This window comes from Haloarcula sediminis (genome assembly GCF_035656455.1).
Taxonomy (GTDB): Archaea; Halobacteriota; Halobacteria; order Halobacteriales; family Haloarculaceae; genus Haloarcula; species Haloarcula sediminis.
In genome coordinates, this window is record NZ_JAYMGA010000001.1 from 1 (window position 1) to 20,438 (window position 20,438).

At 68.6% G+C, this 20,438-nt stretch carries 24 protein-coding genes and 1 pseudogene; 14 read left to right on the forward strand and 11 right to left on the reverse strand.

From position 1 onward, the window contains the following. Window positions 1-109 (forward strand): annotated as a pseudogene (locus VJ162_RS00005) (IS6 family transposase); the annotation flags it as partial. Between the two features lie 55 nt (window positions 110-164). On the opposite strand, the gene VJ162_RS00010 reads toward VJ162_RS00005, so the two are convergent. Continuing rightward, window positions 165-1,355, reverse strand: coding sequence for an MFS transporter (locus VJ162_RS00010; RefSeq protein WP_324661551.1), 1,191 nt, complete (start codon window positions 1,353-1,355; stop codon window positions 165-167). A gap of 81 nt (window positions 1,356-1,436) precedes the next feature. On the opposite strand from VJ162_RS00010, the gene VJ162_RS00015 reads away from it, so the two are divergent. After that, complete coding sequence (locus VJ162_RS00015) at window positions 1,437-1,637, forward strand: hypothetical protein (protein WP_324661552.1); 201 nt, start codon at window positions 1,437-1,439, stop codon at window positions 1,635-1,637. 61 nt (window positions 1,638-1,698) lie between these two features. After that, window positions 1,699-2,085 (forward strand): pyridoxamine 5'-phosphate oxidase family protein, encoded by a 387-nt coding sequence (locus tag VJ162_RS00020; RefSeq protein WP_324661553.1) that lies wholly within the window; start codon window positions 1,699-1,701, stop codon window positions 2,083-2,085. Between the two features lie 67 nt (window positions 2,086-2,152). Here VJ162_RS00020 and VJ162_RS00025 read toward each other — a convergent pair whose 3' ends face one another. Further along, a complete protein-coding gene (locus tag VJ162_RS00025) occupies window positions 2,153-3,130 on the reverse strand; it encodes a phosphoadenosine phosphosulfate reductase family protein (protein ID WP_324661555.1) in 978 nt (325 codons plus the stop codon). 124 nt (window positions 3,131-3,254) lie between these two features. On the opposite strand from VJ162_RS00025, the gene VJ162_RS00030 reads away from it, so the two are divergent. Then, complete coding sequence (locus VJ162_RS00030) at window positions 3,255-3,872, forward strand: stage II sporulation protein M (protein ID WP_324661556.1); 618 nt, start codon at window positions 3,255-3,257, stop codon at window positions 3,870-3,872. On the opposite strand, the gene VJ162_RS00035 is transcribed toward VJ162_RS00030, so the two are convergent. Together VJ162_RS00035 and VJ162_RS00040 are read right to left on the reverse strand one after the other, a co-directional pair. Continuing rightward, a complete protein-coding gene (locus VJ162_RS00035) occupies window positions 3,869-4,471 on the reverse strand; it encodes a DUF7110 family protein (protein ID WP_324661557.1) in 603 nt (200 codons plus the stop codon). The two genes, VJ162_RS00030 and VJ162_RS00035, sit on opposite strands and share 4 nt — an antisense overlap. A 230-nt stretch (window positions 4,472-4,701) precedes the next feature. Then, window positions 4,702-5,025 (reverse strand): 2Fe-2S iron-sulfur cluster-binding protein, encoded by a 324-nt coding sequence (locus tag VJ162_RS00040; protein WP_324661558.1) that lies wholly within the window; start codon window positions 5,023-5,025, stop codon window positions 4,702-4,704. Between the two features lie 103 nt (window positions 5,026-5,128). Here VJ162_RS00040 and VJ162_RS00045 point away from each other — a divergent pair, with 103 nt between their 5' ends. Beyond that, complete coding sequence (locus VJ162_RS00045) at window positions 5,129-6,502, forward strand: geranylgeranyl reductase family protein (protein WP_324661560.1); 1,374 nt, start codon at window positions 5,129-5,131, stop codon at window positions 6,500-6,502. 22 nt (window positions 6,503-6,524) lie between these two features. On the opposite strand, the gene VJ162_RS00050 is transcribed toward VJ162_RS00045, so the two are convergent. Beyond that, entirely contained in the window at window positions 6,525-7,793 is a 1,269-nt protein-coding gene (locus VJ162_RS00050; protein WP_324661562.1) for an amidohydrolase, read from the reverse strand. Between the two features lie 27 nt (window positions 7,794-7,820). Further along, a complete protein-coding gene (locus tag VJ162_RS00055; protein WP_324661563.1) occupies window positions 7,821-8,150 on the reverse strand; it encodes an uS10/mL48 family ribosomal protein in 330 nt (109 codons plus the stop codon). Window positions 8,151-8,393: 243 nt separating this feature from the next. Between VJ162_RS00055 and VJ162_RS00060 the strand changes: the two genes are divergently transcribed. Beyond that, on the forward strand, window positions 8,394-8,825 hold the full coding sequence (locus VJ162_RS00060; RefSeq protein WP_324661564.1) for a bis(5'-nucleosyl)-tetraphosphatase: 432 nt from the start codon (window positions 8,394-8,396) through the stop codon (window positions 8,823-8,825). Between the two features lie 105 nt (window positions 8,826-8,930). Here the strand turns inward: VJ162_RS00060 and VJ162_RS00065 are convergent, their stop codons facing one another. Beyond that, window positions 8,931-9,350, reverse strand: a complete 420-nt coding sequence (locus tag VJ162_RS00065; RefSeq protein ID WP_324661565.1) for a DUF5684 domain-containing protein — start codon at window positions 9,348-9,350, stop codon at window positions 8,931-8,933. Between the two features lie 98 nt (window positions 9,351-9,448). On the opposite strand from VJ162_RS00065, the gene VJ162_RS00070 reads away from it, so the two are divergent. Next, the gene (locus tag VJ162_RS00070) at window positions 9,449-10,483 is read left to right on the forward strand and encodes a DUF5787 family protein (RefSeq protein WP_407066829.1); all 1,035 of its coding nucleotides are present in this window, start codon (window positions 9,449-9,451) and stop codon (window positions 10,481-10,483) included. A gap of 23 nt (window positions 10,484-10,506) precedes the next feature. Here the strand turns inward: VJ162_RS00070 and VJ162_RS00075 are convergent, their stop codons facing one another. Further along, the gene (locus VJ162_RS00075; RefSeq protein WP_324661568.1) at window positions 10,507-10,986 is read right to left on the reverse strand and encodes a DUF5797 family protein; all 480 of its coding nucleotides are present in this window, start codon (window positions 10,984-10,986) and stop codon (window positions 10,507-10,509) included. A gap of 88 nt (window positions 10,987-11,074) precedes the next feature. On the opposite strand from VJ162_RS00075, the gene VJ162_RS00080 reads away from it, so the two are divergent. From VJ162_RS00080 to VJ162_RS00090, 3 genes are read left to right on the forward strand one after another with little or no spacing between them, the layout of a single operon-like run. Next, on the forward strand, window positions 11,075-12,649 hold the full coding sequence (locus VJ162_RS00080; protein WP_324661570.1) for a COG1361 family protein: 1,575 nt from the start codon (window positions 11,075-11,077) through the stop codon (window positions 12,647-12,649). Continuing rightward, window positions 12,646-13,341 carry an ABC transporter ATP-binding protein gene (locus VJ162_RS00085; protein WP_324661571.1) on the forward strand — a complete coding sequence of 232 codons (696 nt, stop codon included), beginning with the start codon at window positions 12,646-12,648 and terminating at the stop codon, window positions 13,339-13,341. Before VJ162_RS00080 ends, VJ162_RS00085 begins: the two co-directional genes overlap by 4 nt. After that, on the forward strand, window positions 13,334-14,467 hold the full coding sequence (locus tag VJ162_RS00090; RefSeq protein WP_324661573.1) for an ABC transporter permease: 1,134 nt from the start codon (window positions 13,334-13,336) through the stop codon (window positions 14,465-14,467). Before VJ162_RS00085 ends, VJ162_RS00090 begins: the two co-directional genes overlap by 8 nt. 58 nt (window positions 14,468-14,525) lie before the next feature. On the opposite strand, the gene VJ162_RS00095 is transcribed toward VJ162_RS00090, so the two are convergent. Genes VJ162_RS00095 through VJ162_RS00105 form a run of 3 tightly spaced genes read right to left on the reverse strand, consistent with a single transcriptional unit; the run spans window position 14,526 to window position 17,176 of the window. Further along, window positions 14,526-14,987, reverse strand: coding sequence for a Mut7-C RNAse domain-containing protein (locus VJ162_RS00095; protein WP_324661575.1), 462 nt, complete (start codon window positions 14,985-14,987; stop codon window positions 14,526-14,528). Next, a complete protein-coding gene (gene polX, locus VJ162_RS00100) occupies window positions 14,980-16,722 on the reverse strand; it encodes a DNA polymerase/3'-5' exonuclease PolX (RefSeq protein ID WP_324661576.1) in 1,743 nt (580 codons plus the stop codon). Before polX ends, VJ162_RS00095 begins: the two co-directional genes overlap by 8 nt. A gap of 1 nt (window position 16,723) precedes the next feature. Then, window positions 16,724-17,176: a DUF5788 family protein gene (locus VJ162_RS00105; protein ID WP_324661577.1), complete on the reverse strand. Its 453-nt coding sequence runs from the start codon at window positions 17,174-17,176 to the stop codon at window positions 16,724-16,726. Window positions 17,177-17,306: 130 nt separating this feature from the next. On the opposite strand from VJ162_RS00105, the gene VJ162_RS00110 reads away from it, so the two are divergent. The 4 genes from VJ162_RS00110 to VJ162_RS00125 are packed head-to-tail and all read left to right on the forward strand — an operon-like array spanning window position 17,307 to window position 20,435. Beyond that, complete coding sequence (locus tag VJ162_RS00110; protein ID WP_324661579.1) at window positions 17,307-18,254, forward strand: rhomboid family intramembrane serine protease; 948 nt, start codon at window positions 17,307-17,309, stop codon at window positions 18,252-18,254. Then, window positions 18,254-19,063, forward strand: a complete 810-nt coding sequence (locus VJ162_RS00115; RefSeq protein ID WP_324661580.1) for an endonuclease V — start codon at window positions 18,254-18,256, stop codon at window positions 19,061-19,063. Before VJ162_RS00110 ends, VJ162_RS00115 begins: the two co-directional genes overlap by 1 nt. Window positions 19,064-19,123: 60 nt before the next feature. Beyond that, window positions 19,124-19,585, forward strand: coding sequence for an SRPBCC family protein (locus VJ162_RS00120; protein ID WP_324661582.1), 462 nt, complete (start codon window positions 19,124-19,126; stop codon window positions 19,583-19,585). A gap of 25 nt (window positions 19,586-19,610) precedes the next feature. Further along, entirely contained in the window at window positions 19,611-20,435 is an 825-nt protein-coding gene (locus VJ162_RS00125) for an SDR family oxidoreductase (protein WP_324661583.1), read from the forward strand. Window positions 20,436-20,438 lie beyond the last annotated feature (3 nt).

Below are 20,438 nucleotides of genomic sequence, written 5' to 3' on the forward strand. Positions count from 1 at the left end.
AGTAAAACGACGAACTTCTTCGTTTTCAAACTGTTTCAGTCACGTCGAACCGAAGACAGCTGAAAATTGGCTCCAGAGTTTCGCTCGCTGGCACAATGCTCCAAACTAAACACGACCGTGTGGGTCGAGTTCACACTGGCGACCGGTATCCTGTCTGGTCGTCGTCACCCGGCTGGTTCGCTCTCGGCGGGCAGTTCCAGCGCCAGCAGCCGCGGCAGCGCGAGCAGCGCCAGCACCACCTCGCCGCCGCCCGCGACGAGGAAGGCCGCGAGGTAGCCAAACTCGCCCGCGACGAACCCGCCGACGAGGATGCCCGCCAGGAAGCCCAGACTCCCGGCGGCGTTGAACCCCGCCATCGCCGTCGCACGGTTCCGCTCGCCGACGAGGTCGGTGACCAGGGCCATCGTCGCCGGGGCCATCAGCGCGCCGATGACGCCGACGACGACCATTCCAGCCCCAGCTAGCTCGACGGTCGGGGCCACGCCCACAGCGACGACCGCCAGCCCGTACAGCGCCGACCCGACCACGATAGGCGTCGTCCGCCCGACGCTGTCCGAGAGGACGCCAAAGGGGTACTGCAGCAGGGCGAAAGGCGCGAAAAAGAGCGCGAGGACGAGCCCCGTCTCGGCGGGCGTCAGCCCGAACGCCACCCGGAAGTACAGCGTCCCGACGAGCGCGAAGAAGCCGGCGGTCAGCCGGTCGATGAAGCCGAAGGCGTAGGGAATCGCCAGCTCGGGCGTCTCGCCCAGCCGGTCGGCAGCCCGGCGGAGGCGTCCGCCGTCGCCCGCGGGGGCGCGGTCGGGCACCAGCGCCGACAGCAGCGCCACCACCAGCAGGAGTCCGCTCGCGGCGTACAGCGGCAGCGTCGGTGAGACGCCGTAGAGCTGCCCGCCCAGGGGTGCCCCCAGCGCCGTCCCCGAGCCGATGGCGATGCCCGCCGCGCCCATGTTCTTGCCGTGGCCGCCCGAGAGGTCCATCAGCATCGTCATCGACAGCGAGAACGCGGCGATGGTCGCCGCGCCCTGCAGGGCGCGAACGAGGAGGACGGCCTCGAAGGAGACGGCTGTGACAGCCGGCAGCCACGCCAGTGCCGCATAGAGGACGCTCCCGACCACGGCGCCGCCGACGATGTAGGGGACCCGCCGGCCGGTCCGGTCGCTGATGGCTCCCCAGACGCCGGCAAAGGCCACGAAGGCCGCAAACTCCGCGGCGAGAAACCACATGCTCGCGTTCAGGGCCGTCTGGGCCCCCAGTGCCGCGACGAGCGTGTCGACGCCGGGGTAGAGCAACACCTGGGCCAGCAAGACGACGAAGACGACCGCCGCGAGGACGACCCGCGCTCGGCGCTCACTCACGTGTGGGCCGTGGGCGGGCGCGGGAAAGTAAATGTCGCCGAACGCCCCGACAGCCAAGTGGTCGGCGCGCGTGGTACCGGTATGCCGAGCGATATCGCCGACCGCGTCGTCGAGACCGTCGCGGACGCCGCCGGAGCGGACGGCTGGTGTTCGCGTGCGCAGGTCGACTCGCTGATGGGTGCGACGACTATCGACAGGCGCGAGGTCGACCGTGCCCTGAAAATCGCCGTGGCCAACGGGCGCCTGGAACAGGACGGCGAGCAGTTCCGGGTCGTCGAGTGAGCACAGCGGGGGAAGCACCCACGGGTGACACGTTATTGACTGTTGGGGGCGTAGCCCCGGTATGTCCGACGCGCTCTCCGACGATGCCGTCGAACGGCTCACCGGCGGCGCACACGTCGCCCATCTGGCGACCAGCCGCGAGGGCCGTCCCCACGTCGCCCCCGTCTGGTACGCTTACCACGAGGGGGCCATCGAAATCGCCACGACCGGACGGAAACTGGACAACATCCGGCACAACCCCCGCGTGGCCCTCTCGGTGCAGGACACTGACGACGGCGACGCCCAGTGGGGCCTGACCCTGCGGGGGACGGCGAGTGTCGTCGCGGACGACACCGGCGAGATACTGCGCCGAATCAACGACCGCTACGGCGCCGACGAGGACGACTGGGCCGAAAACACCGCCGTCCGCATCGAGGTGGGGTCGGCAAGTTACTGGACGTACGACTGACTGGTACGGGAGACGACGAGCCGGCGAAAACGGAGAACAAGCCGTCGGGTGGTCGTCGCGGCCGAGCTTACATGTAGCCCAGATCGCGCAGGCGCTCCATCAGGTCCTCTTTGTCCTGGGCGCGGCCGGCGCGTTCGGTCGTGTTGGCCATGTCCTGCAGCCAGGCGGGCTCGTCGGCGGACTTGTCCGTCGACACTTCGCTGCCCAGCGAGCGGAAGCCGGCGAAGTACTTCGGCGAGACCGGGACGTCCTCCTTTTCGATACCCTCTGGGAGGTCGTCCTGGCCCTGCGGGACGTAGCCCTCTTCGGGGTAGCCCTCGACGGTGTCGGGCACGACGAAGTTCCAGAAGGCCTCCCACACGTCGGGCTCGGCGAACTGGAGAATCGGCTGGATGCGGTCGTGGGGCGGGTAGATGTCGGGGTCGTGTCGCGGCGAGAAGAACGTCTCGTCGGCGCGGGACTCCTGCTCGTCCCAGCGGATACCCGAGAGGATACCGTCGACGTCGTGCTCCTCGATGGCGTCGTTCAGTGCGACGGTCTTCAGCAGGTGGTTGCCGACGTAGGTGTCAAGCAGGAACGGGAAGGTGTCCTCCTCGTATTCGAGGATGTTGCGAACGTGGTGCTGGTTGTGCTCGGAGAGCTCCGAGATGGGGATGTCGTCGCCGGGGGTGAGCCCGTTCTCCTCGACGTAGTTACCGACGTCCTCGTTGCGGGCCCAGATGACGTCCAGGTCCCACTCCTCGGCCCAGTGCTCGACGTAGTCGATGAGCTCGTCGAAGTGCTGGTAGTGGTCGATGAAGACGACCGGCGGCACTTCCAGGTCGAAGCGGTCGGCGACCTCCTTGACGAAGTACAGCGTCAGCGTCGAGTCTTTCCCGCCGGTCCACATGACGACCGGGTTCTCGTACTGTTCGAGGCCCTGCTTGGTGACCTCGATGGCCTTCTCTATCTTGTGGTTGACCGTCGGGTACTCCTCGGGGTCCTCGCCCTCGCCGTCGGAGTAGTCGACGTCGAGATAGTCGGGGAACTCGGCTGTTTCGGACATCGTGTAATGACATATAATTACTGGCTGTAAGAACCTTTTGGATGCACAGACGGCGTGTGTCTCACTCTCACGGCCGTTGTGGGCCGGTCCCACGGTTTTTCCCGACGACGCCCCTGGGTTCGCTATGGGGTCCCGTCTGGTTATCGCACGAGCCGTCTACCGCCGCTGGCTCCGCCTCTACGTGCCCGTGGCGGCGCTGATTCTGGGCGCGAGCACCGTCGCCGGCTTCCTGCTCGGGAGCGCGGTCCCGATAGAGGCGCTCCCGACGCCCGAGAGCGGGGCTCCCTCCCCGTTCCCCGCGTTGACGACCGCCGACCTCGCCGTCAACAATCTCGTCGCGATGCTCGCGCTGGCGCTTGGCGCTGTCTCGCTCGGGCTCGTCACCGTCTTCGGGCTGGTCCTCAACGGGCTGCTCATCGGCGCCGTCGTCGGCATCGCCGTCCAGCAGGTCGACCCGCTCGTCGTCGCGATGCTCATCCTCCCCCACGGCGTGCTGGAGATTCCGGCGCTGCTCGTCGCGTCCGCCGTCGGCCTCCGCTTCGCCCGGCTCACGGTTCGATACATCCGCGGGCTGGAAGAGCGGCTCCTCACCCGTCGGGACCTGCGGGAGGCGGGGTGGCTCCTCGCGATATCGGCGCTGCTCATCGTCGTCGCTGCCTACATCGAGGCAAACGTCACGATAGAACTGGCCGAGACAGTCGCCGGCGAGGCCCTCGAAGTGTCCGAACCGCAGCGGAACTAGCTGATGAACTCGTTGTCCCGCCAGTTGACGCCCTCTTCTTCGTCCTCGTCGGAGGGGTCCTCGACCACGTTGATCGAGGCGGGGTGTTCCTCGCCGTCCACGATTCGGACGGCCTCCAGTTCCCCGTCGATGGCGGCGATGGCTGTCAGTGTGCCCTTCTCTGCGACCTTCGCGATCTCACAGAGCACCTCGAACATCTCGTACTGCAACGCTGTGTTCTGAAGAACGGTCTCGCGGTCGCCCTTGAAGCAGGCGTACTCGACGAGTTCCGACTCGATCTCCTCTTCCTCCTCTTCGAGTGCCCCCCACTGGGGACCGCCGCCGGCCGAGCCTGTCGAGGCGGCGCCGGTCGGCCCCATCTCGTCGGGGTCTTCCTCGTAAACTCGGTTTTCGGTTACGCTGGCTTTCAGCTGTGCCGTCGGGGTGTACTTGCTCATGCTGTCGTCTTTCGCGACGGCACTGACGATGAGCGTGTTGTTCCGACGGGTGATATCTACGTCAGCGATCTCCGGCGGGAGGTCGGGCTCCTCGAAGAAATCGTACGCGTCTTCCAGTGGCAGTTCGAGCGTCGAATGGAGTCTGTATACACGGCTGGTCATGGTTGGGAGAGTGTGTCAAGTCGTCGACGGCCGTCCGCTGACGCTGGTGTCACCGTACTGTAGGACCCACGTGCTTATATGACCTGCCCTTCTATTCTATCAGTTAGGCGAAGTGTGTGTCCCATTCACTCACAGACGGGGCCGACGACCGGGGCACACCCACCGTGCTCACGGCTCGCTTCGCTCACCGGTCGCACGTGAAGACTCTGTTCGCTGTGCTCACAGCCCCGCTAGTCGTCGTCCGCCGCGGCCGCGTCGGCCACGTCGCCCTCGATGCTCGGGGGGTATTTCCCGCGGTCCAGTTCGAGGTCCGAGGCGGGCCGGGCCATACAGGTCAGCGCGTAGTTCTCCCGCTCCGCTTCGGTGAGCCCGCGGGCGGCCGGCTGGACGACCTCGCCGGAGAGTATCTCGGCAGAACAGGCCAGACACATCCCCACGCGACAGGAGTACTCCTGGGCGATACCCTCCTCGATGCAACGCGAGAGGATGGTCTCTTTCTCCGAGACCGTGATCTCCTCGCCGGTCCCGACGAAGGAGACGGTGTAGTCGGTCATGCTCTCCGGTTTGCCGGCTCCCGTCAAAACTCTTTATTCCCGACGCGCCGGCGACAGACACATAGTCGGAACGATTTTTGCGCTCCGGGGTGGACGGGACTGCATGACCACACACCAGTACGACGTGGCCGTTGTCGGGGCGGGGACGTCGGGCTGTTACGCCGCCGCGACCATCGCCGAGGCGGGCTACGATGTCGTCATCGTCGAGCGCAAGGACGCCGAGGAGGCGGGCCACATCGCCTGCGGGGACGCGCTGAAAGGCGCAAGCGACTTCCCCGAGGCCATCCCGAAGTCCCAGCTCGAACCGGCCTTCACGAACACCGACGTGGACCACGGCCGCTTCGAGATTCCCCAGGAGGACACGGTGCTTGAGATTCCCGTTCCGGGCGAACTGGCGGTCATCGACCGCTGGGAGTACGGCCGCTGTCTCATCGAGGGCGCCGACGACGCGGGGGTCGAGTTCCACTACGACACCGTCGTCCAGGACGTACGCCAGACCGACGACGGCACCGTCACCGGCCTCGACGCGATTCGCAAGGGCGACCCCGTCACCTACGACGCCGAGATCGTCATCGACGCCGCCGGCGCGCTCTCCCTGCTGCAGGACAAGACCGACTTCGAGGACGCCACCTTCGATACGAACGTCCGCTACTCGCAGTTCTGCTCGGCCTACCGGGAGATCGTCGAGGTCGACGAGCCAGTCGAATGGGACGACGCGCTCGTGTTCAAGCCCACCGAGCGGTCGGCGGGCTACCTCTGGTACTTCCCCCGCACCGACACCGAGATCAACGCCGGGCTGGGGTTCCAGATGAACGAGGAGCCCATGGAGCTGGTCGACGATCTCAAACGGGACCTGCGCGGGCGCCCCGAGTTCGAGGGCGCCGAGGTCACGGACAAGCTCGGCGCCGCCCTGCCGACGCGGCGACCCTACGACTCGGCGGTCGCGCCGGGCTATATGGCGGTCGGCGACGCCGCCGGTCACGTCAACCCCACGACCGGTGGCGGCATCGCTGGCGCGGCCTACGCCGGCACGTACGCCGCCGAACAGGCCATCGACGCTATCGCGGACGGCCGCACCGACGACGAGGACGCCCTCTGGGAGTACAACGTCAACGTGATGGACCACTTCGGGGCGCGCTACGCCGCCCTGGACGTCTACAATATCTTCACCACCGCCTACGACGTCGACGACCTGATGGCGCTGCTCGCGGCGATTCCGGGCGAGAAACTCGCCGAAGCCCTCTACGGCGGCTCGACCAGCCTCGGTCTCGGTCTCAAACTCAAGATGGCCGTCAAGAGCTTCGGCCACTGGGGGACGATTCGGGACCTCTACCAGACGAAACAGGCCGCCGACCGGCTGCTCTCCCACTACGAGTCATACCCGAGCGACCGCGACGGCTTCGAGGCCTGGCAGCGCGAACGCGACGCCATCATGGACGACATCTACGAGGTCACCGGCGCCGAACCGAAGTACTGAGCCACGACGCGTTCCGTCTTGGCTACCACAACCGTTCGATAGCGCCCGCCAGCACGTCCACCCCTATCTCCAGTGACCGCTCGTCCACGTCGAAGGTCGGCGTGTGGTGGCCGCCGGGGTGGTCGGTGCCGACGCCGACGAAGGTCGCTCGGCCGCCCCGCTTCTGGACCCGCTCCATCAGATACGTCGCGTCCTCGCTGCCGCCCAGCGGGGCGCTGTGACGGACGCTGTCGACGCCCGCGACGCCCTCGGCCACCGCGTAGACGACGTCGGCCAGTCCCGGGTCGCTCTCGGCGCTGGGGGCCTCCGCGACGGTCGCCAGTTCGGACTCACAGCCGTGCATCCCGGCGGCGTGTGTCACCACCGACTCGGCCCGCTCGCTCATGTACTCCATCAGCGCGGTGGTCTCACCCCGGACTTCCCCTTCGATGGTCGCCCGTTCGGGCACGATGTTCGATGCCGTCCCGCCCGAGACCACGCCGGCGTTGACCCGCGTTGCGCCGTCCCCGTGGCGGCGGATGGCGTGGAGGTTCTGGACCGCCGTCGCCAGCGCCTGGACGGCGTCCCGACCCGCCGCCGGGTGGCCGCCGGCGTGAGCCGATTCCCCCCGGAACTCCGCCTCGAACTGCCGCACCGCCAGAAAGCCGTTCACGCCGGCGACCACCTCGCCGGTGGGGTGGTCGAGCCCGATATGGAGGGCAAGCAGGTGGTCCACGTCGTCCAGCACGCCGCTTTCCGCGACCGCCTTCCCGCCGCCGATGACCTCCTCGGCGGGCTGGAAGAGCAGTTTGAACGTGCCCGAGAAGTCGCTCTCGACGACGGCGTCGAGGACACCGACGCCGATGGCGGCGTGGGCGTCGTGGCCACACGCGTGCATGTACCCCTCGGTACTGGAGCGAAAGCCGGCCTCGGCCGGCGCGTGGGCCCGCTCGTCCGACTCGGTGATCGGCAGGGCGTCGATGTCGACCCGGAGCGCCACCGTCGGCCCGTCGCCGCGCTCGACGGTCGCGAGTGCGCCGGTAAAGCCGCCAGCGCACTGCTCCAGCACGTCCGCACGCGCGCCCGACTCGCGGGCGCGGTCGTGCCACTCTCGGAGTGTCGTCTCGTCGGGGACCGCCATCCGCGCGTCGCCGTCGAGTAGCTCCGGGCCGACCAGCAGCTCGTCGACGCCGATGCGCTCCAGTTCGTCGACGATTCGGCTCGTCGTCCAGTACTCACACCAGGCCGGTTCGGGGTGGCGGTGGAGCGCCCTCCGGAGGGCCGTCAACCGCTCGTGTCTCTCCTGGTCCATAGCGGGCCGACGGGACGGGAGAACTTATTATCCGCTCCCCGGCGGGGTCTGTTGCTCGACGTCCACCTCGACGTGGACCGTCGGCGGGAACGCCTCGGCGGTCACCTCGCGGGCGAACCCCTCGTAGCCGACGATGTCGATGGTCCGCTCGTAGACGGTGTAGTTCCACGGGTCGAACCGCCCGCCGTCGGGCCCCAGCGTCTTCGACCGCGGCACGCGCAGCTTGCGTGGCTGTTTCGGACGCGGGCCTTTCAGCTCCACGCCCTTGCGCTCGGCCCGGGCCTTGATGTCCGCCACGACGTCGTCGAGGCGGTGGCGGTCCCCACTCGTCAGGGTCAGAGTCGTGACGTACGGCATTGGGAGTGAGAAAGCCGGCGACCACCAAAAGCCCAGCCTTTCGCGCCCGGTGTCGGGTGCCACCGTTCCGGCTCCGCGGCCGCCCGTCGTGGCGGCGTATAAACGGGATACCGCGGAGTAACACAACCATACGTGCTGGTGGTAGACGAGCTACCCCCCCGCCAGCCCGTCCCGATTCGCCCCGCTCGTCCCCAGCGCCCGTCTCCGATATTCTCTTAAGTACCCATGATGTAAAATCAGGTAATGATAGAGGCCACGAGCGCGGGAGCCATCCTCTTTCGCGATACGCGTGGCCGGCGGGAGTACCTCCTGCTCAAGAGCCGACCCGGGGACTGGGAGTTTCCCAAGGGCGGCGTCGAGGGCGAGGAGGAGCTCCAGCAGACCGCCATACGCGAAGTGAAAGAGGAGGCCGGAATCGGCGATTTCCGGCTTTTAGACGGGTTCCGCGAGGACTACGACTACGTGTTCGAGGCGAACGGCAACACCATCCACAAGACGGTCCATCTGTTCGTCGCGAAGTCCTTCGAAGCATCGGCAGAGCTGTCGACCGAGCACCGCGACCTGCAGTGGCGCGACTACGAGCAGGCGATAAACACCGTCACGCAGGACGGCCCCCGCGAGATACTGGAACAGGCCCACGAGTTCCTCGACGAGCGCGAGGACAGCGAGGAGTGAGCCCCGTCACGGTCGGGCCCGCTGGTCCGAGCCACGGCTGTGTTTTTTCGAATCGAGGCCGGTGGCGGCTCCCGGCCTGAACCTGTCGTCAGCGCCGGCGGTCCGTCAGAACCCGCCCGTGGCGCTGCTCTGGTACGTGGCCGAGCCAAAGCCCAGCAGCGGGTAGAAGATAAAGGCCAGGAACGTCAGCCCGAGTCCGTAGCCGACGCCCTTGCCGAAGTTCTTGGCGACGTCGATGCTGACGATGACCTGGATGATGATATTGACGACTGGAATGAAAAATAGGACCAGCCACCAGCCGGGGCGGTCGGCGATCTTGAGCAACAGGTAGACGTTGTATATCGGGATGATTGCGCCCCAGCCGGGCTCGCCGGCTTTCGTGAACACTTTCCACATCCCACCGATGACGGCGACGATTAGGAGCGCGTACAGCGCGAAAAAGACGAACCCGAAGATGGCTCCGGCCGCGTCGTTCTGCAGTGGAATCACTGACGGTCCGACGGCTGCAATCAGCTCACTGAGCATATTGCGTCTGCTATTACTTTGTATAAAATTCTTTCCGTAAGAGACCAACGTAGTGGCGCCCGACCGGGAACACATTCAGGTGCCCCACTGTCCAACCGATTCCCGTGTCGCCCGACTCCGAGTTCGCGTTCGAACTGCGCGTCTGCCAGTGGGCCGAACGCGAGTGGTCGCCCGCACGCGACGACTCAATCGTCCTCGTCGCCCGCCAGCTGGGCACGAAGTACCGCCGGTGGGACACGCTCGTCCTCGAATGCGACCCCGACGCGCTCGCCCAGCGGGGCGCGTTCGGCCCCGACGCGTTCGACTCGGACCACCTCCACGTCCTCCGGCACGCGCCCGCCGACTGGACCTTTTACCGGGATGCGCTTCCGGACCCCGGCTACCCGTGGCGGTACGTCCGGGAGTCGGTTCACGAACTGGCCGACCGGGACGCCCTCGACACCAGAAAACGGGGCCGGCGCATCGAGATTCGCCGCGAGCGGCCCTACCCCGACTGGGTCCGCCGCGTCGTCGCCATCGAGAACAAGCCCGACCTCACCGCCAGCGCCGCCCGCGACCTGGCGGGGCAGCTACAGCGGGACGTGGCGCTGGGGCTGGCCGACGAGGTGTGGGTCGCGACCGAGGCCACCGGCGAGCGCGTCGAGCCGATACTGCTCGCGGACTTCCCGCCCGAGGCCGGCGTGTTGACCGTCGACACCGACGCGGGCGCCGCCGAGACCGTCTGGGAGCCCCGCTCGCTCGTCGCCGACGGGTACGGCACTCGCATCACCGAGCGCCCCGACGACGACTACAGCGCCGCTCGCTTCGAGTACGTCGGCCCCGACTGGAAGGCCGGGAAACGTCGCGCTATCGCCGAACGGGCCTACGAACGGGGGTGGCGAAGCTACGCCGACACGATGCGGCCGGACTGTCGGCACTTCGAGCTCCGGGACGACGGGACCGGCGTCTCGCCGTACTGCGTGGCCAAAGGACGGACGCCGACCCAGGGGGAGTGCCGGGGCGGCTGTAGCTCGTTCGAGCCCGAGCCGCCGGTCTGGCGGACGAAGGGGTGGCCCATCGGGGGCGGCCCCGGCGCGGCGACGAAGCGGTTACTGGCCCGGCGGCGACGCGAGCGCCGGCCCGGCCTGGAGTGAGTGGTCGTCGCGGACTCGCCGGCCTACTCGTCGCGAACCTCGACGTCTACGTCCTCGCGCGCGACGGCCAGCCGGAAGGTCGGCACCGTCTTCTGGACCGTCTCGACGATACCCATGTCGGCGAGGCTCCGCAGCGCCGACCGCACCGCGTCGACTTCGGGGTCCTCGCCGGCCGCACGAACCGCCTGCAGCGTCGCGACGACGCTCTGTGGCTCTTCGTCGGGACCGGCGAGCACCTCGACGATAGTCTCCTGGAGGGGGGAGACGGTCATCGTCTGGACCCGGTCGGAGTCCTCGCCGTCGATGAGCGCCGTCGCCTCCGGGGTGGCACAGATGAGGCTGTTCTCGTTGCGGTAGTAGTACTCTTTGAGCTCCGATTCCAGATACTGGTGGACCTCGCTCCCGCTTTCCATCCCCCACAGCTCCTGTAACTTGCCGTTCTTGGTCGGCTGGTTGGCGACGATGTCGGCGAGCCGCTCGTGGGCCTCCTCCGAGAGGGTCATCGGTCCCCCCTAGCAGTACGGGTGTAACAAGCGTTCTGGAGTCGGCCAGCGAAGATACTTCACTCTACGGCCCTTCGAACGGCTAGGTATGCGCTCACTTCCCGTGCTCCCGGGACCGCTCCGTGCGGTCGTCTTTGCACTGCTGGTGGTCGTATCGGCCGTCGCAGTCGGTGTGGCTGTCGGCCCAGCCGCCGCTGCCGACGCACGGGTTACGCTGACCGACACCACGGTGACGCCGGCAACGCCGACCGTCGGCGCGCCCGTCACCGCCGAGACGACGCTCCGGCTCTCGGCGGGGAGCGACACGTCGATGGCCGTCGAGGAGGTCAGGGTCGTCGACCCGAGTTCGGATGACGCGGTCCTCGGGCGGGCCACTGACCTCGGGCGGCTCTCGCCCGGCGAGACGCTCGCCGTCCCGGTCACCTTCACCGTCAACGAGTCCGGCTCACGGGACCTCAGGCTGGTCGCCGTCGGGACCGACAGCGACGGGGACCGCGTCGAGGCGACCCGGCCCCTGACCGTCGGCATCGAGCCGGGCGCCCCGCAGGTCGAAGTCGAGACCGACCGGGTCGTCGCCGGCGCGCCGTCGTCGGTGCAGGCGACCGTCTCGAACCCGACGACAGCGCCGCTCCGGAGCGTCGAGGTGACCGTCGCTGGCGGCGAAAGCCGGCGGACGATTCCGACGCTCGCTTCGGGTGCCTCGGAGACGGTGAATCTCACCGCTGTCGTCCCCAACGCCGGCGACGGGACGGTCGACCTGCGGACGAGCTACACGACGCCAAACGGTGTCAAGCGAGAGGCCCGGACGGCGGCTCCGGTCACGGTCGAACCGCTGCGGACCGACATCGGAGTCCGCGTCCAGCGGCCACAGAGCGACGACAGCGGGGAGGCCGGGGACGACCTCACGGGGCTCCTGGGCGGCGGCGGGACCGGCGCGCTCCAGCCCCAGTCCGAGTCGGCCGACGAGTCGAGCGCTTCGCGCGTGGACGTGACAGTGACGAACTTCGGCAACGCGGCCGTCGACGAGGTGGTCCTGACCGCCGAGGACAGCGAGGGGGTGCGGCTCGGCTCCGTCGGTCGGTTCGCGCTCGCGGACTCCCTCGGTCCTGGCGAGGAAACGACGGTCGCGGTCGACCTCTCTCGGGTCCAGTCGACCGACGGCGTCCGCTTTGTCGCGGCCTACGAGTCGCCACGGGGCAGCAACGAGACTGCGCTGCTGTACGACTACCGCGCCCGGCGCGGTGAGGCGACGCTGACAGGGCTTGACATCTCGGTCACCGAGGACGGGCGGGTCACCATCGACGGGAACCTCGCCAACGTCGGCGACGGTGAGGTCACGAGCGCCGTCGTCACCGTCCAGCCGGCCGAGGGTATCCAGCCGGCCTACCCCCAGCGAGACTACTTCGTCGGCACCGTCGACGGGAGCTCCTTTGCGCCCTTCGAGTTGACTGCACGGGCCGACGTGACCGACGCGAGCGGGGTGCCGCTCCGGGTCACCTACTCCGTCGACGGCGAGCCGCTCACGATGAACGCGACTGCGCCGCTGCCGCCGGCCGAGCGCAGCGCCGGCGGCGGGCCCGGCTCGCCCGGGCTGGCCGCCGTGATACTGCTCGGGCTGGCCGCCGCTGCCAGCGTGACCGTCTACGTCGCCCGCAACCGATGAGCCCCGACCCGCCTCGGCACCCGGCCCCGTCGCTCGCGCTGGCCGACGTGACCAAACGCTACGAGAGCGGCGGCGGTGACACCGTCACGGCCCTTTCAGACGTCGATTTCGCCGTCGCGGGCGGCGAGGTCGTCGCCGTCATCGGCCCGAGCGGGAGCGGGAAGTCCACGATGCTGAACATCCTCGGACTGCTCGATGAGCCGACCGCAGGCAGCGTCGAACTGCGCGGCGAGACCACCGCCGGCCTGAGCGCGGCCGAGCGGACCGACGCCCGTCGGGAGTCGCTGGGCTTCGTGTTTCAGGACTTCCACTTGCTGCCGACGCTTTCGGCCCTCGAGAACGTCCGCCTCCCGACGGCCTTTCTCCCCGGCGACGCCACGGACCGGGCCCGCGAGCTGCTCGAACTCGTGGGGCTTGGCGACCGGCTCGACCACACGCCCGACGAGCTCTCGGGCGGGCAAAAGCAGCGCGTCGCCATCGCGCGAGCCCTGATAAACGAGCCGGACGTACTGCTGGCCGACGAGCCGACGGGGAACTTAGACCGTGACACCGGCACCGACATCCTAGAGGAGGTGCGCCGCATCACCGACGAGGCCGGCGTCGGCGTCGTCGCGGTGACCCACGACGACCTCGTCACCGACTACGCCGACCGGACCGTGGAGCTGGTCGACGGGGTGTTGCGGGATGTCTGACCGCCGTTTTCCGGCCCTCTCGCTCGCGACCCGGAACCTTGCCCGGCAGCGGTTGCGGGCGGGACTGGCGGCCCTCGGTATCGTTATCGGCGTTTTCGCCGTCGTGACACTCGGGCTCCTGGGCAACGCCCTGTCGGTGGCTGCACAGGAGGAACTGGGCGGGCTGGGCGATCAGGTCATCATCAGCCCGGGTGAAGAGAGCGGCCGGGAGACACTCGACAACCGGGATGTGGCGGCGGTGCGCCGGGCCGCCGACGGCCGGGGGACGGTCGTCCCGCTACGGTCGACCGGTGGAACGGTCCGGGGGACGGGCGGCCAGTCGGTAGCCCAGATATACGGGACCGACAACCCGCAGGCCCTCTTTGGCAACGGCAGCGGCGCCGTCCCCTCGTCACACCGGCAGGGCGCGCTCGTCGGGTCGGGGCTCGCCGCGGACCTGAACCTCCGGCCGGGCAGTACCATCACCGTCGAGCAAAACGACTACCGCGTCGTGGGCGTCCTACCGCCGGTCGAGGGCATCTCGCCGCTCCAGCCCGACACCGCAGTGGTGCTCCCGCCCGGCGAGTTCGCGGGCGACGCCGTCTCGCAGGTGGTCGTCCGCGCCGACTCCCCCGAGGACGCCCGCGCGGTCGCCAGCGGGGTGCGAGACCAGCTCAACAGCCGAAAGCAGCAGGTCAGCGTCTTCTCGCTGACGAGTGTCCTCGACCGGATATCGGAGTTTTTCGACCTGCTGAACGGGTTCCTGCTGGCTATCGCCGGTATCTCGCTGGTCGTGGCTGGCGTCAGCATCTTCAACGTAATGCTGATGACCGTCGCCGAGCGCCGCGGGGAGATCGGCGTGTTGCGAGCGGTGGGTATCCACCGCAAGCAGGTCCTCCGGACGTTGCTGGTGGAGGCGACGCTGCTCGGCGTCGTCGGTGGTGCAGTCGGAGCAGTGCTTGGAACGGTGGCCGTCGTCCTCGTCGCCACCCAGACGGAGCTTCCGATGTGGGCCGTTCTCCAGCCCGGTAACGTCTTCGTTCCGCTGGGTGCCTTTGCTTTCGGCGTGTTCATCGCGCTCGTCGGCGGGCTCTACCCGGCCTATCGAGCCGCCTGGGAGCCGCCCGTCGAGGCGCTTCGGGGCTGAGTTGCTGACTCTGGTCGCACCGTTCTTACTGGTGCGGGAAACCGGAAAGCCCCGAGGGCTATACGTTGGCGAGCGTCTCGGCCACGTCGTTCCAGTGGCTCCCCCGCCAGAAGTGCTGGCCACAGTCACGACAGCGCCAGATGTCCGTCTCGCCCGGGTCGGGCGCGTATCCGGGCGTCGGTTCGGTGCGGTCGACGAGTTCGACGGGGGCGTTACAGGTGCCACAGTGGACGGGTTCGGGCGACAGCTCCAGGTCGAATCCGGCCGCCGCGAGCTCCCGCAGCTGGTCGGTCACGTCCCGCTTCGTGAGCAGGACGGCGTCGGGCACCCGCCGGGCCAGCCCCTCGTCTCGGGTGACCAGCCGACGGCCCTCCGTCTCGACCAGCGCGAGCAGGTCGTCGTCGGCCTCGGCGTCCCGGTCCAGCGCGTAGGCGGTGTCGTAGCCACACATCCGCAGGTACGTCGCCAGCTTCCCCAGCATCGAGTCGAGGACGAGGGGGTCGCGTTCGCGGTCAGTCATCGAGGAACTCCCTGAGGCCCTCGGCCGAACGGGCGTTGAGCACGTCGCCGGCCTCGGCCCACCCGCGCCGGGCCGTGTGGATCCCGTAGGTCACCTGACCGAAGCTCCCGGGGCTGTGGGCGTCGGTGTTGATGGCGATAGTCGCGCCGGCCTCGATGGCCGCCTTAACCGCGTAGCCGTCCAGATCCAGCCGGGCGGGGCTGGCGTTGACCTCCAGTGCGGTCCCTGCCTCGGCGGCCGCCGTGGCCAGCCGCTCGATGTCGACGTCGAGCCCGGGCCGTCGGTTCAGGTAGCGACCGGTCGGGTGGCCGACGATATCGACGTGGGGGTGTTCGGCCGCCGAGACGAGGCGGTCGGTGCCGTCCCCGTCGAGGGCGGCGTGGGGCGAGGCGACGACCACGTCCAGCTCGGCCAGCACGTCGTCGGCGACGGAAATCTCCCCGTCCGCACCGATATTGGCCTCGACGCCGCTGAACACGTCGATAGCTGCCCCCTCGGCGACCGCGTCCACCGCGGATATCTGCTCGCGCAGGGTCTCGTCGTCGACGCCGACGCCGCCGACCATCCCCGGACCGGTGGCGTGGTCCGTAATCGCGACGTAGTCGTGGCCAAAGTCGGCCGCGCCCGCGGCCATCTCGGCGATGGTGTTGCCGCCGTCGGACCACTCCGAGTGGGTATGGAGGTCGCCGCGCACGTCGTCCGCGACGAGCAGGTCGGGGAGGTCGCCGTCGGCGGCCGCCGCCACTTCGCCGCGGTTCTCGCGCAGCTCCGGCGGGACCCAGGCCATATCCAGCGCCTCGTAGACGCCTTCCTCCGTCTCGCCGGCGACGCGCTCGCCGGCGCGCTGGTGGTCCTCGTCGTCGGGAACGTCCGCGACATCGAACACCCCGTACTCGTTTACCTTCAGGTCCCGTTCAATGGCGCGGTTCCGGACCGCGACGTTGTGGTCCTTGCTGCCGGTGAAGTACTGCAGAGCGGCGCCGAACTCCTCGGGGGCCACGACCCGCAGGTCGACCCGCAGCCCGCCGGCCCGGACCGAGGCCTTGGTCTCGCCGGCCTCGATGACGCCCTCGACTTCGTCCCAACCGGTGAAGGCTTCGACGACAGCCGCGCCCTCGTGGCTCCCGACGAGTACGTCCACGTCGCCGATGGTGGGCCGCCAGCGCCGCAGGGACCCGCCCAGCGCACACCGCTCGACGCCGTCGATGTCGGCGACGAACGCCTTTGCCTGCTCGCCGTAGGGGTGGGCCGTGCCAAGCAGCGTGCGAGCGTGGGCCTCGCGGGCGAAGTCGATGTTCTCCAGGATGTTCTGTTCGGTCTTTGCGCCAAAGCCTTTGACCTCCTGAATCTCGCCGGCCTCGGCGGCCGCTTCGAGTTCGTCCAGCGTCGTGATGCCAAGCGCCTCGTACAGCGATCCCACGGTCTTCGGTCCGACCCCCTCGACGGCGGTCAGGGCGGCCATGTCGACGGGCAGCTCCTCGCGGAGCTCGCCCAGTTCCTCGATTTCCCCCGTCTCGAAGTACTCGACGACCTTCGCGGAGATGGCGTCGCCGACGCCCTCGATTTCCCCCACCGCGTCGGCGCCCTCGGCGGCAAGCCCCTCGATGTCGCCGGGGTAGTCGCGGATGTTCTCGGCGGCCCGGCGGTAGGCCCGGGGCTTGTACTCGACGCCGTTCGCGTCCAGCAGGTCGGCGAAGGCCTCCAGCCGGCTCGCGATTTCGTCGTTCCGGGACACGCTAGCGCCCCCTGCTGGCCCGCCCGGTGCCGGAGTCGGCATCCTCGTGGCCCAGCGCCTTCCGCAGGAAGGACATCCAGCGCTTCTTGTCGGCCGCTTCCTGTGCTCTGGCCTCGTCTTCGAGGTTCGCCGGCCCCAGCCCTTCGAGGGCGTTCAGCGCCCGGTCGATACCGATGATGGCCTCGACGAGCGTCTCGCCCTCGGCGTAGCTTATGTCGCCGTCTTCCAGCTGTTGCTTTCGCTGGAGTCGCTCACGGCGGAGGTTCTTTTTGGCCCGGGTGACACGCTCGCGTTCGCCCCGTGGCACCGTCTCCCTGCGTTTGATCTCGAAGACGAACGACTGCAGGTCGATGCGCTCGCCCTGGACGGTGATCTCGTCGGGGATATCGGCACCGACGGTCGCACCCTCCCGTTCGATGCGCTCCAGCAGTTGTTTGCGCTCGAACTCTTGCACTACTGCGTTCTTTGGCCTGGGGGGTCTTATACTGTCGGCTGCGGGTGTGACGGGCTGTCAGCCCCGCTCGCTCGCATCGCTCACCCGCCCAAACACAACCCCTTTGCACCGTCCACCCCAAGCATCGCCAATGTCGGAGTGTGACGTCTGTGGCAAGCAGGAGAACATGCCCTACCAGTGCGGGCACTGCGGGGGCACCTACTGCGCCGAGCACCGGCTGCCCGAGGCCCACGACTGCCCGGGGCTGGACAACTGGAACGACCCGCAGGGAGTGTTCGACAGCGGCTTCGACGACTCCGTCGACGGCGGGTCGTCGGGCGGCTCCGGCGGGGTCGCCGACCGCTTCGGAGTGAACACCGGTCCCGGCGGTATCATGGGCTACTTCCGCGGGAACATGACCTACGTGTTCCTCGCGGTCATGGCCATCACCTTCGTCGCACAGCGTATCGTCGTCGCGTTCGTCGCGGCCGGCGCGCTCCCGCCCGCTACCTACCGGTCCCTCTTTGTCCTCCACCCGGACAACATCCTCTACGTCTGGACGTGGGTCACCGCTATCTTCTCGCATGGCGGACTCTTTCACATCCTCGGCAACGCCATCGTCATCTACTTCTTCGGTCGCCTGGCCGAACAGCAGATGGGGTCGAAGACGTTCACGCTCTTTTTCCTCGGCTCGGGGATGCTCGCCGGGCTCGGGCAGGTAGGGCTGCAGTTCGTCCAGGGCGGGCCCGCCTACGGCGTGCTGGGCGCAAGCGGCGCGGCGCTTGCCATCCTCGGCTTCGTCACGGTCCTGAACCCGGACCTCACGGTCTATCTGTACTTCCTGATTCCGGTCCCAATCTGGGCCATCACCGGGTTCTACGCCATCATCAGCATCGCCGGCTCGCTGTCGCCCCAGGGCGCGGGCCTGCTGGGCGGGAACATCGCCCACACGGCCCACCTGGTCGGCCTCGTCATCGGCCTGTGGTACGGCCGCCGGGTTAAGGACCGGGCGCGCATCCCGAACCAGATACAGTTCGGCGGTCGCGGTCCCGGCGGTCCCGGCGGCCCCGGCGGCCCGGGCGGTCGCGGCCCGTTCTGATGGCGGTCGTCCGCCCGGAGTTCGTTCCCGACCCCTCGCTTTCGACCGCCGAGATGGAGGCGCTACAGCGAGATATCGCCGACGTAGCGGTCTTTACCGACGACTTCGCCTTCGATCCCGACGCCATCGCGGTCGACGGCCCGGCCGGGCAGGCGACCCTGGGTAAGTCAGCGGGTGACATCGCCGACGGAGCTCCAGACCGGCCCCTCGTCGCCGGCGTCGACCAGGCCTTCGTCGGCGACCGGGCCGTCTCCGCCATCGTCGTCCTGCGCGGCCGCGAGGTCGTCGAGCGGGTCTACGCGGTCGAACCGACGGAGATTCCCTACGTTCCCGGCTTGCTCTCCTTCCGCGAGGGCGGGGCCGTCCTCTCGGCGTTCGCTGCACTCGATTGTGACCCCAATATCGTCTTCGTCGACGGGAGCGGTCGCATCCACTACCGCGAGGCGGGGCTGGCGACCCATATCGGCGTCACGCTCGACGTTCCCACTGTCGGCGTCGCGAAGAACCTCCTCTGTGGCCACCCGCGCGAGTCCCTGGACCGGAAGCTCCCCGAGGGCGCTCGCGTCGCCATCGAGGCCGACGCTGAGGTCGAGACGGCTCCCGGGGGGACGGTCATCGGCTACGCGGTCCAGAGCCGACAGTACGACTCGTCGAACCAGTACATCAACCCGCTCGTTGTCAGCCCCGGCCACCGGGTGAGCGCCGAGACGGCGGCCGACCTCGTGCTGGCGACGGCGGCCGGATACAAACTCCCGGAGCCGACGCGGCTCGCCGACAGCTACGCCGACGCCGTGAAAGGCGAGGTGTGATCGGGTCCGGCGGGGCCGCCACCGCGGGGTACTATCCCCGTCCGGCCACAGACTGTGGGTATGCACGCGAGCGCCAGTATCGTCATCGCCCGCCCGCCGAAAGCGGTCTTCGAGTTCATGGACGTACCGGAGAACCAGGCGCGCATCTCGCCGCGGCTGTCGGCCGTCGAGACGGTCGGGACGCTGGACAGCGGCGGCAAGCTGGCGACTTACACCTACCGGCTGGCCGGCCTGTCGTTCGACGGGGCGGTCCGGGGTATCGAACACGACCCGCCCGAGGCAATCACCTTCGAGATGGTCGGTGACATAGCGGGGGAGATTCGGTGGCGGTTCGAGCCGGCAGACGGCGGGACGCGGGTCACCTACACGGCGACGTACGACCTCGGACTGCCGCCGGTCGCCGGGCCGCTGTTGTCCCCGGTTCTCGACTGGTTCAACCAGCGCGAACTCGAACAGACGCTCGAGAACCTCCGACAGTCGGTGTCGACGCCCGAATATCGGCGCCCAACGGGGCAATCTTAATTGTCCGGGGCGAGACGGCACTGCTATGGCCAAGACGGTGCTGATAACCGGTGCCTCCTCGGGCATCGGCCACGCGACAGCCGAGGTGTTTCTGGACGACGACTGGCAGGTCTGGGCGACGGCCCGCGACGAGGACGATGTCGCGGACCTGGCCGGGGCCGGCTGCGAGACCGCCGAACTCGACGTGACAAACGCCCGCGAGTGCGAGCGCGTCGTCGAGGACGTGGTCGAGTCGGCCGGGCGCATCGACTGCCTGGTGAACAACGCCGGCTACGCCCAGTTTGGCGCCGTCGAGGACGTGCCGACCGAGGACCTGGAGGCCCAGTTCGATGTGAACCTCTACGGTCCCCACCGGCTCGTCCGGGCGGTCCTGCCCCACATGCGCGCCCGTGACTCGGGCACCGTCGTCAACGTCTCCAGCGTCGCCGGCAAGCTCTCGCTGCCGGGCCAGGGCGGCTACGCGGCCTCGAAGTTCGCCCTGGAGGGGCTGAGCGACGCGCTCCGCGTGGAGGCCGACGAGTACGGCATCGACGTGGTGCTCGTCCAGCCCGGTCCCGTCGAGACGAACTTCGACGACCGCGCACAGGAAGAACAGAACGACCTCGAGACGACGGGGGCCTACGACTGGCTCTACCGGGCCCACGAGGACTCCCGCCTGGCCGGCGTGCAGGACGCCCTCTCGGTCACGCCCGGCGCCGTCGCGCTGACGATTCGTGACGCCGCGAACGCGAGCGACCCCGACCCGCGCTACCCCGTCGGCGAGGGCGCGAAGCTCCTTCTCATGGCGCGGCACCTGCCGGCCAGCTGGCGGGACGCCGCCTTCGGCGTGCTCCGGAAGCTGACGAACTGATGC

What these genes read in the sequence shown, in the direction of transcription:
- VJ162_RS00015 (WP_324661552.1), top strand. Translation starts at nt 1,437, where the DNA reads ATGCCGAGCGATATCGCCGACCGCGTCGTCGAGACCGTCGCGGACGCC.
- VJ162_RS00020 (WP_324661553.1), top strand. Translation starts at nt 1,699, where the DNA reads ATGTCCGACGCGCTCTCCGACGATGCCGTCGAACGGCTCACCGGCGGC.
- VJ162_RS00025 (WP_324661555.1), bottom strand. Translation starts at nt 3,130, where the DNA reads ATGTCCGAAACAGCCGAGTTCCCCGACTATCTCGACGTCGACTACTCC.
- VJ162_RS00030 (WP_324661556.1), top strand. Translation starts at nt 3,255, where the DNA reads ATGGGGTCCCGTCTGGTTATCGCACGAGCCGTCTACCGCCGCTGGCTC.
- VJ162_RS00035 (WP_324661557.1), bottom strand. Translation starts at nt 4,471, where the DNA reads ATGACCAGCCGTGTATACAGACTCCATTCGACGCTCGAACTGCCACTG.
- VJ162_RS00040 (WP_324661558.1), bottom strand. Translation starts at nt 5,025, where the DNA reads ATGACCGACTACACCGTCTCCTTCGTCGGGACCGGCGAGGAGATCACG.
- VJ162_RS00045 (WP_324661560.1), top strand. Translation starts at nt 5,129, where the DNA reads ATGACCACACACCAGTACGACGTGGCCGTTGTCGGGGCGGGGACGTCG.
- VJ162_RS00050 (WP_324661562.1), bottom strand. Translation starts at nt 7,793, where the DNA reads ATGGACCAGGAGAGACACGAGCGGTTGACGGCCCTCCGGAGGGCGCTC.
- VJ162_RS00055 (WP_324661563.1), bottom strand. Translation starts at nt 8,150, where the DNA reads ATGCCGTACGTCACGACTCTGACCCTGACGAGTGGGGACCGCCACCGC.
- VJ162_RS00060 (WP_324661564.1), top strand. Translation starts at nt 8,394, where the DNA reads ATGATAGAGGCCACGAGCGCGGGAGCCATCCTCTTTCGCGATACGCGT.
- VJ162_RS00065 (WP_324661565.1), bottom strand. Translation starts at nt 9,350, where the DNA reads ATGCTCAGTGAGCTGATTGCAGCCGTCGGACCGTCAGTGATTCCACTG.
- VJ162_RS00075 (WP_324661568.1), bottom strand. Translation starts at nt 10,986, where the DNA reads ATGACCCTCTCGGAGGAGGCCCACGAGCGGCTCGCCGACATCGTCGCC.
- VJ162_RS00080 (WP_324661570.1), top strand. Translation starts at nt 11,075, where the DNA reads ATGCGCTCACTTCCCGTGCTCCCGGGACCGCTCCGTGCGGTCGTCTTT.
- VJ162_RS00085 (WP_324661571.1), top strand. Translation starts at nt 12,646, where the DNA reads ATGAGCCCCGACCCGCCTCGGCACCCGGCCCCGTCGCTCGCGCTGGCC.
- VJ162_RS00090 (WP_324661573.1), top strand. Translation starts at nt 13,334, where the DNA reads ATGTCTGACCGCCGTTTTCCGGCCCTCTCGCTCGCGACCCGGAACCTT.
- VJ162_RS00095 (WP_324661575.1), bottom strand. Translation starts at nt 14,987, where the DNA reads ATGACTGACCGCGAACGCGACCCCCTCGTCCTCGACTCGATGCTGGGG.
- VJ162_RS00110 (WP_324661579.1), top strand. Translation starts at nt 17,307, where the DNA reads ATGTCGGAGTGTGACGTCTGTGGCAAGCAGGAGAACATGCCCTACCAG.
- VJ162_RS00115 (WP_324661580.1), top strand. Translation starts at nt 18,254, where the DNA reads ATGGCGGTCGTCCGCCCGGAGTTCGTTCCCGACCCCTCGCTTTCGACC.
- VJ162_RS00120 (WP_324661582.1), top strand. Translation starts at nt 19,124, where the DNA reads ATGCACGCGAGCGCCAGTATCGTCATCGCCCGCCCGCCGAAAGCGGTC.
- VJ162_RS00125 (WP_324661583.1), top strand. Translation starts at nt 19,611, where the DNA reads ATGGCCAAGACGGTGCTGATAACCGGTGCCTCCTCGGGCATCGGCCAC.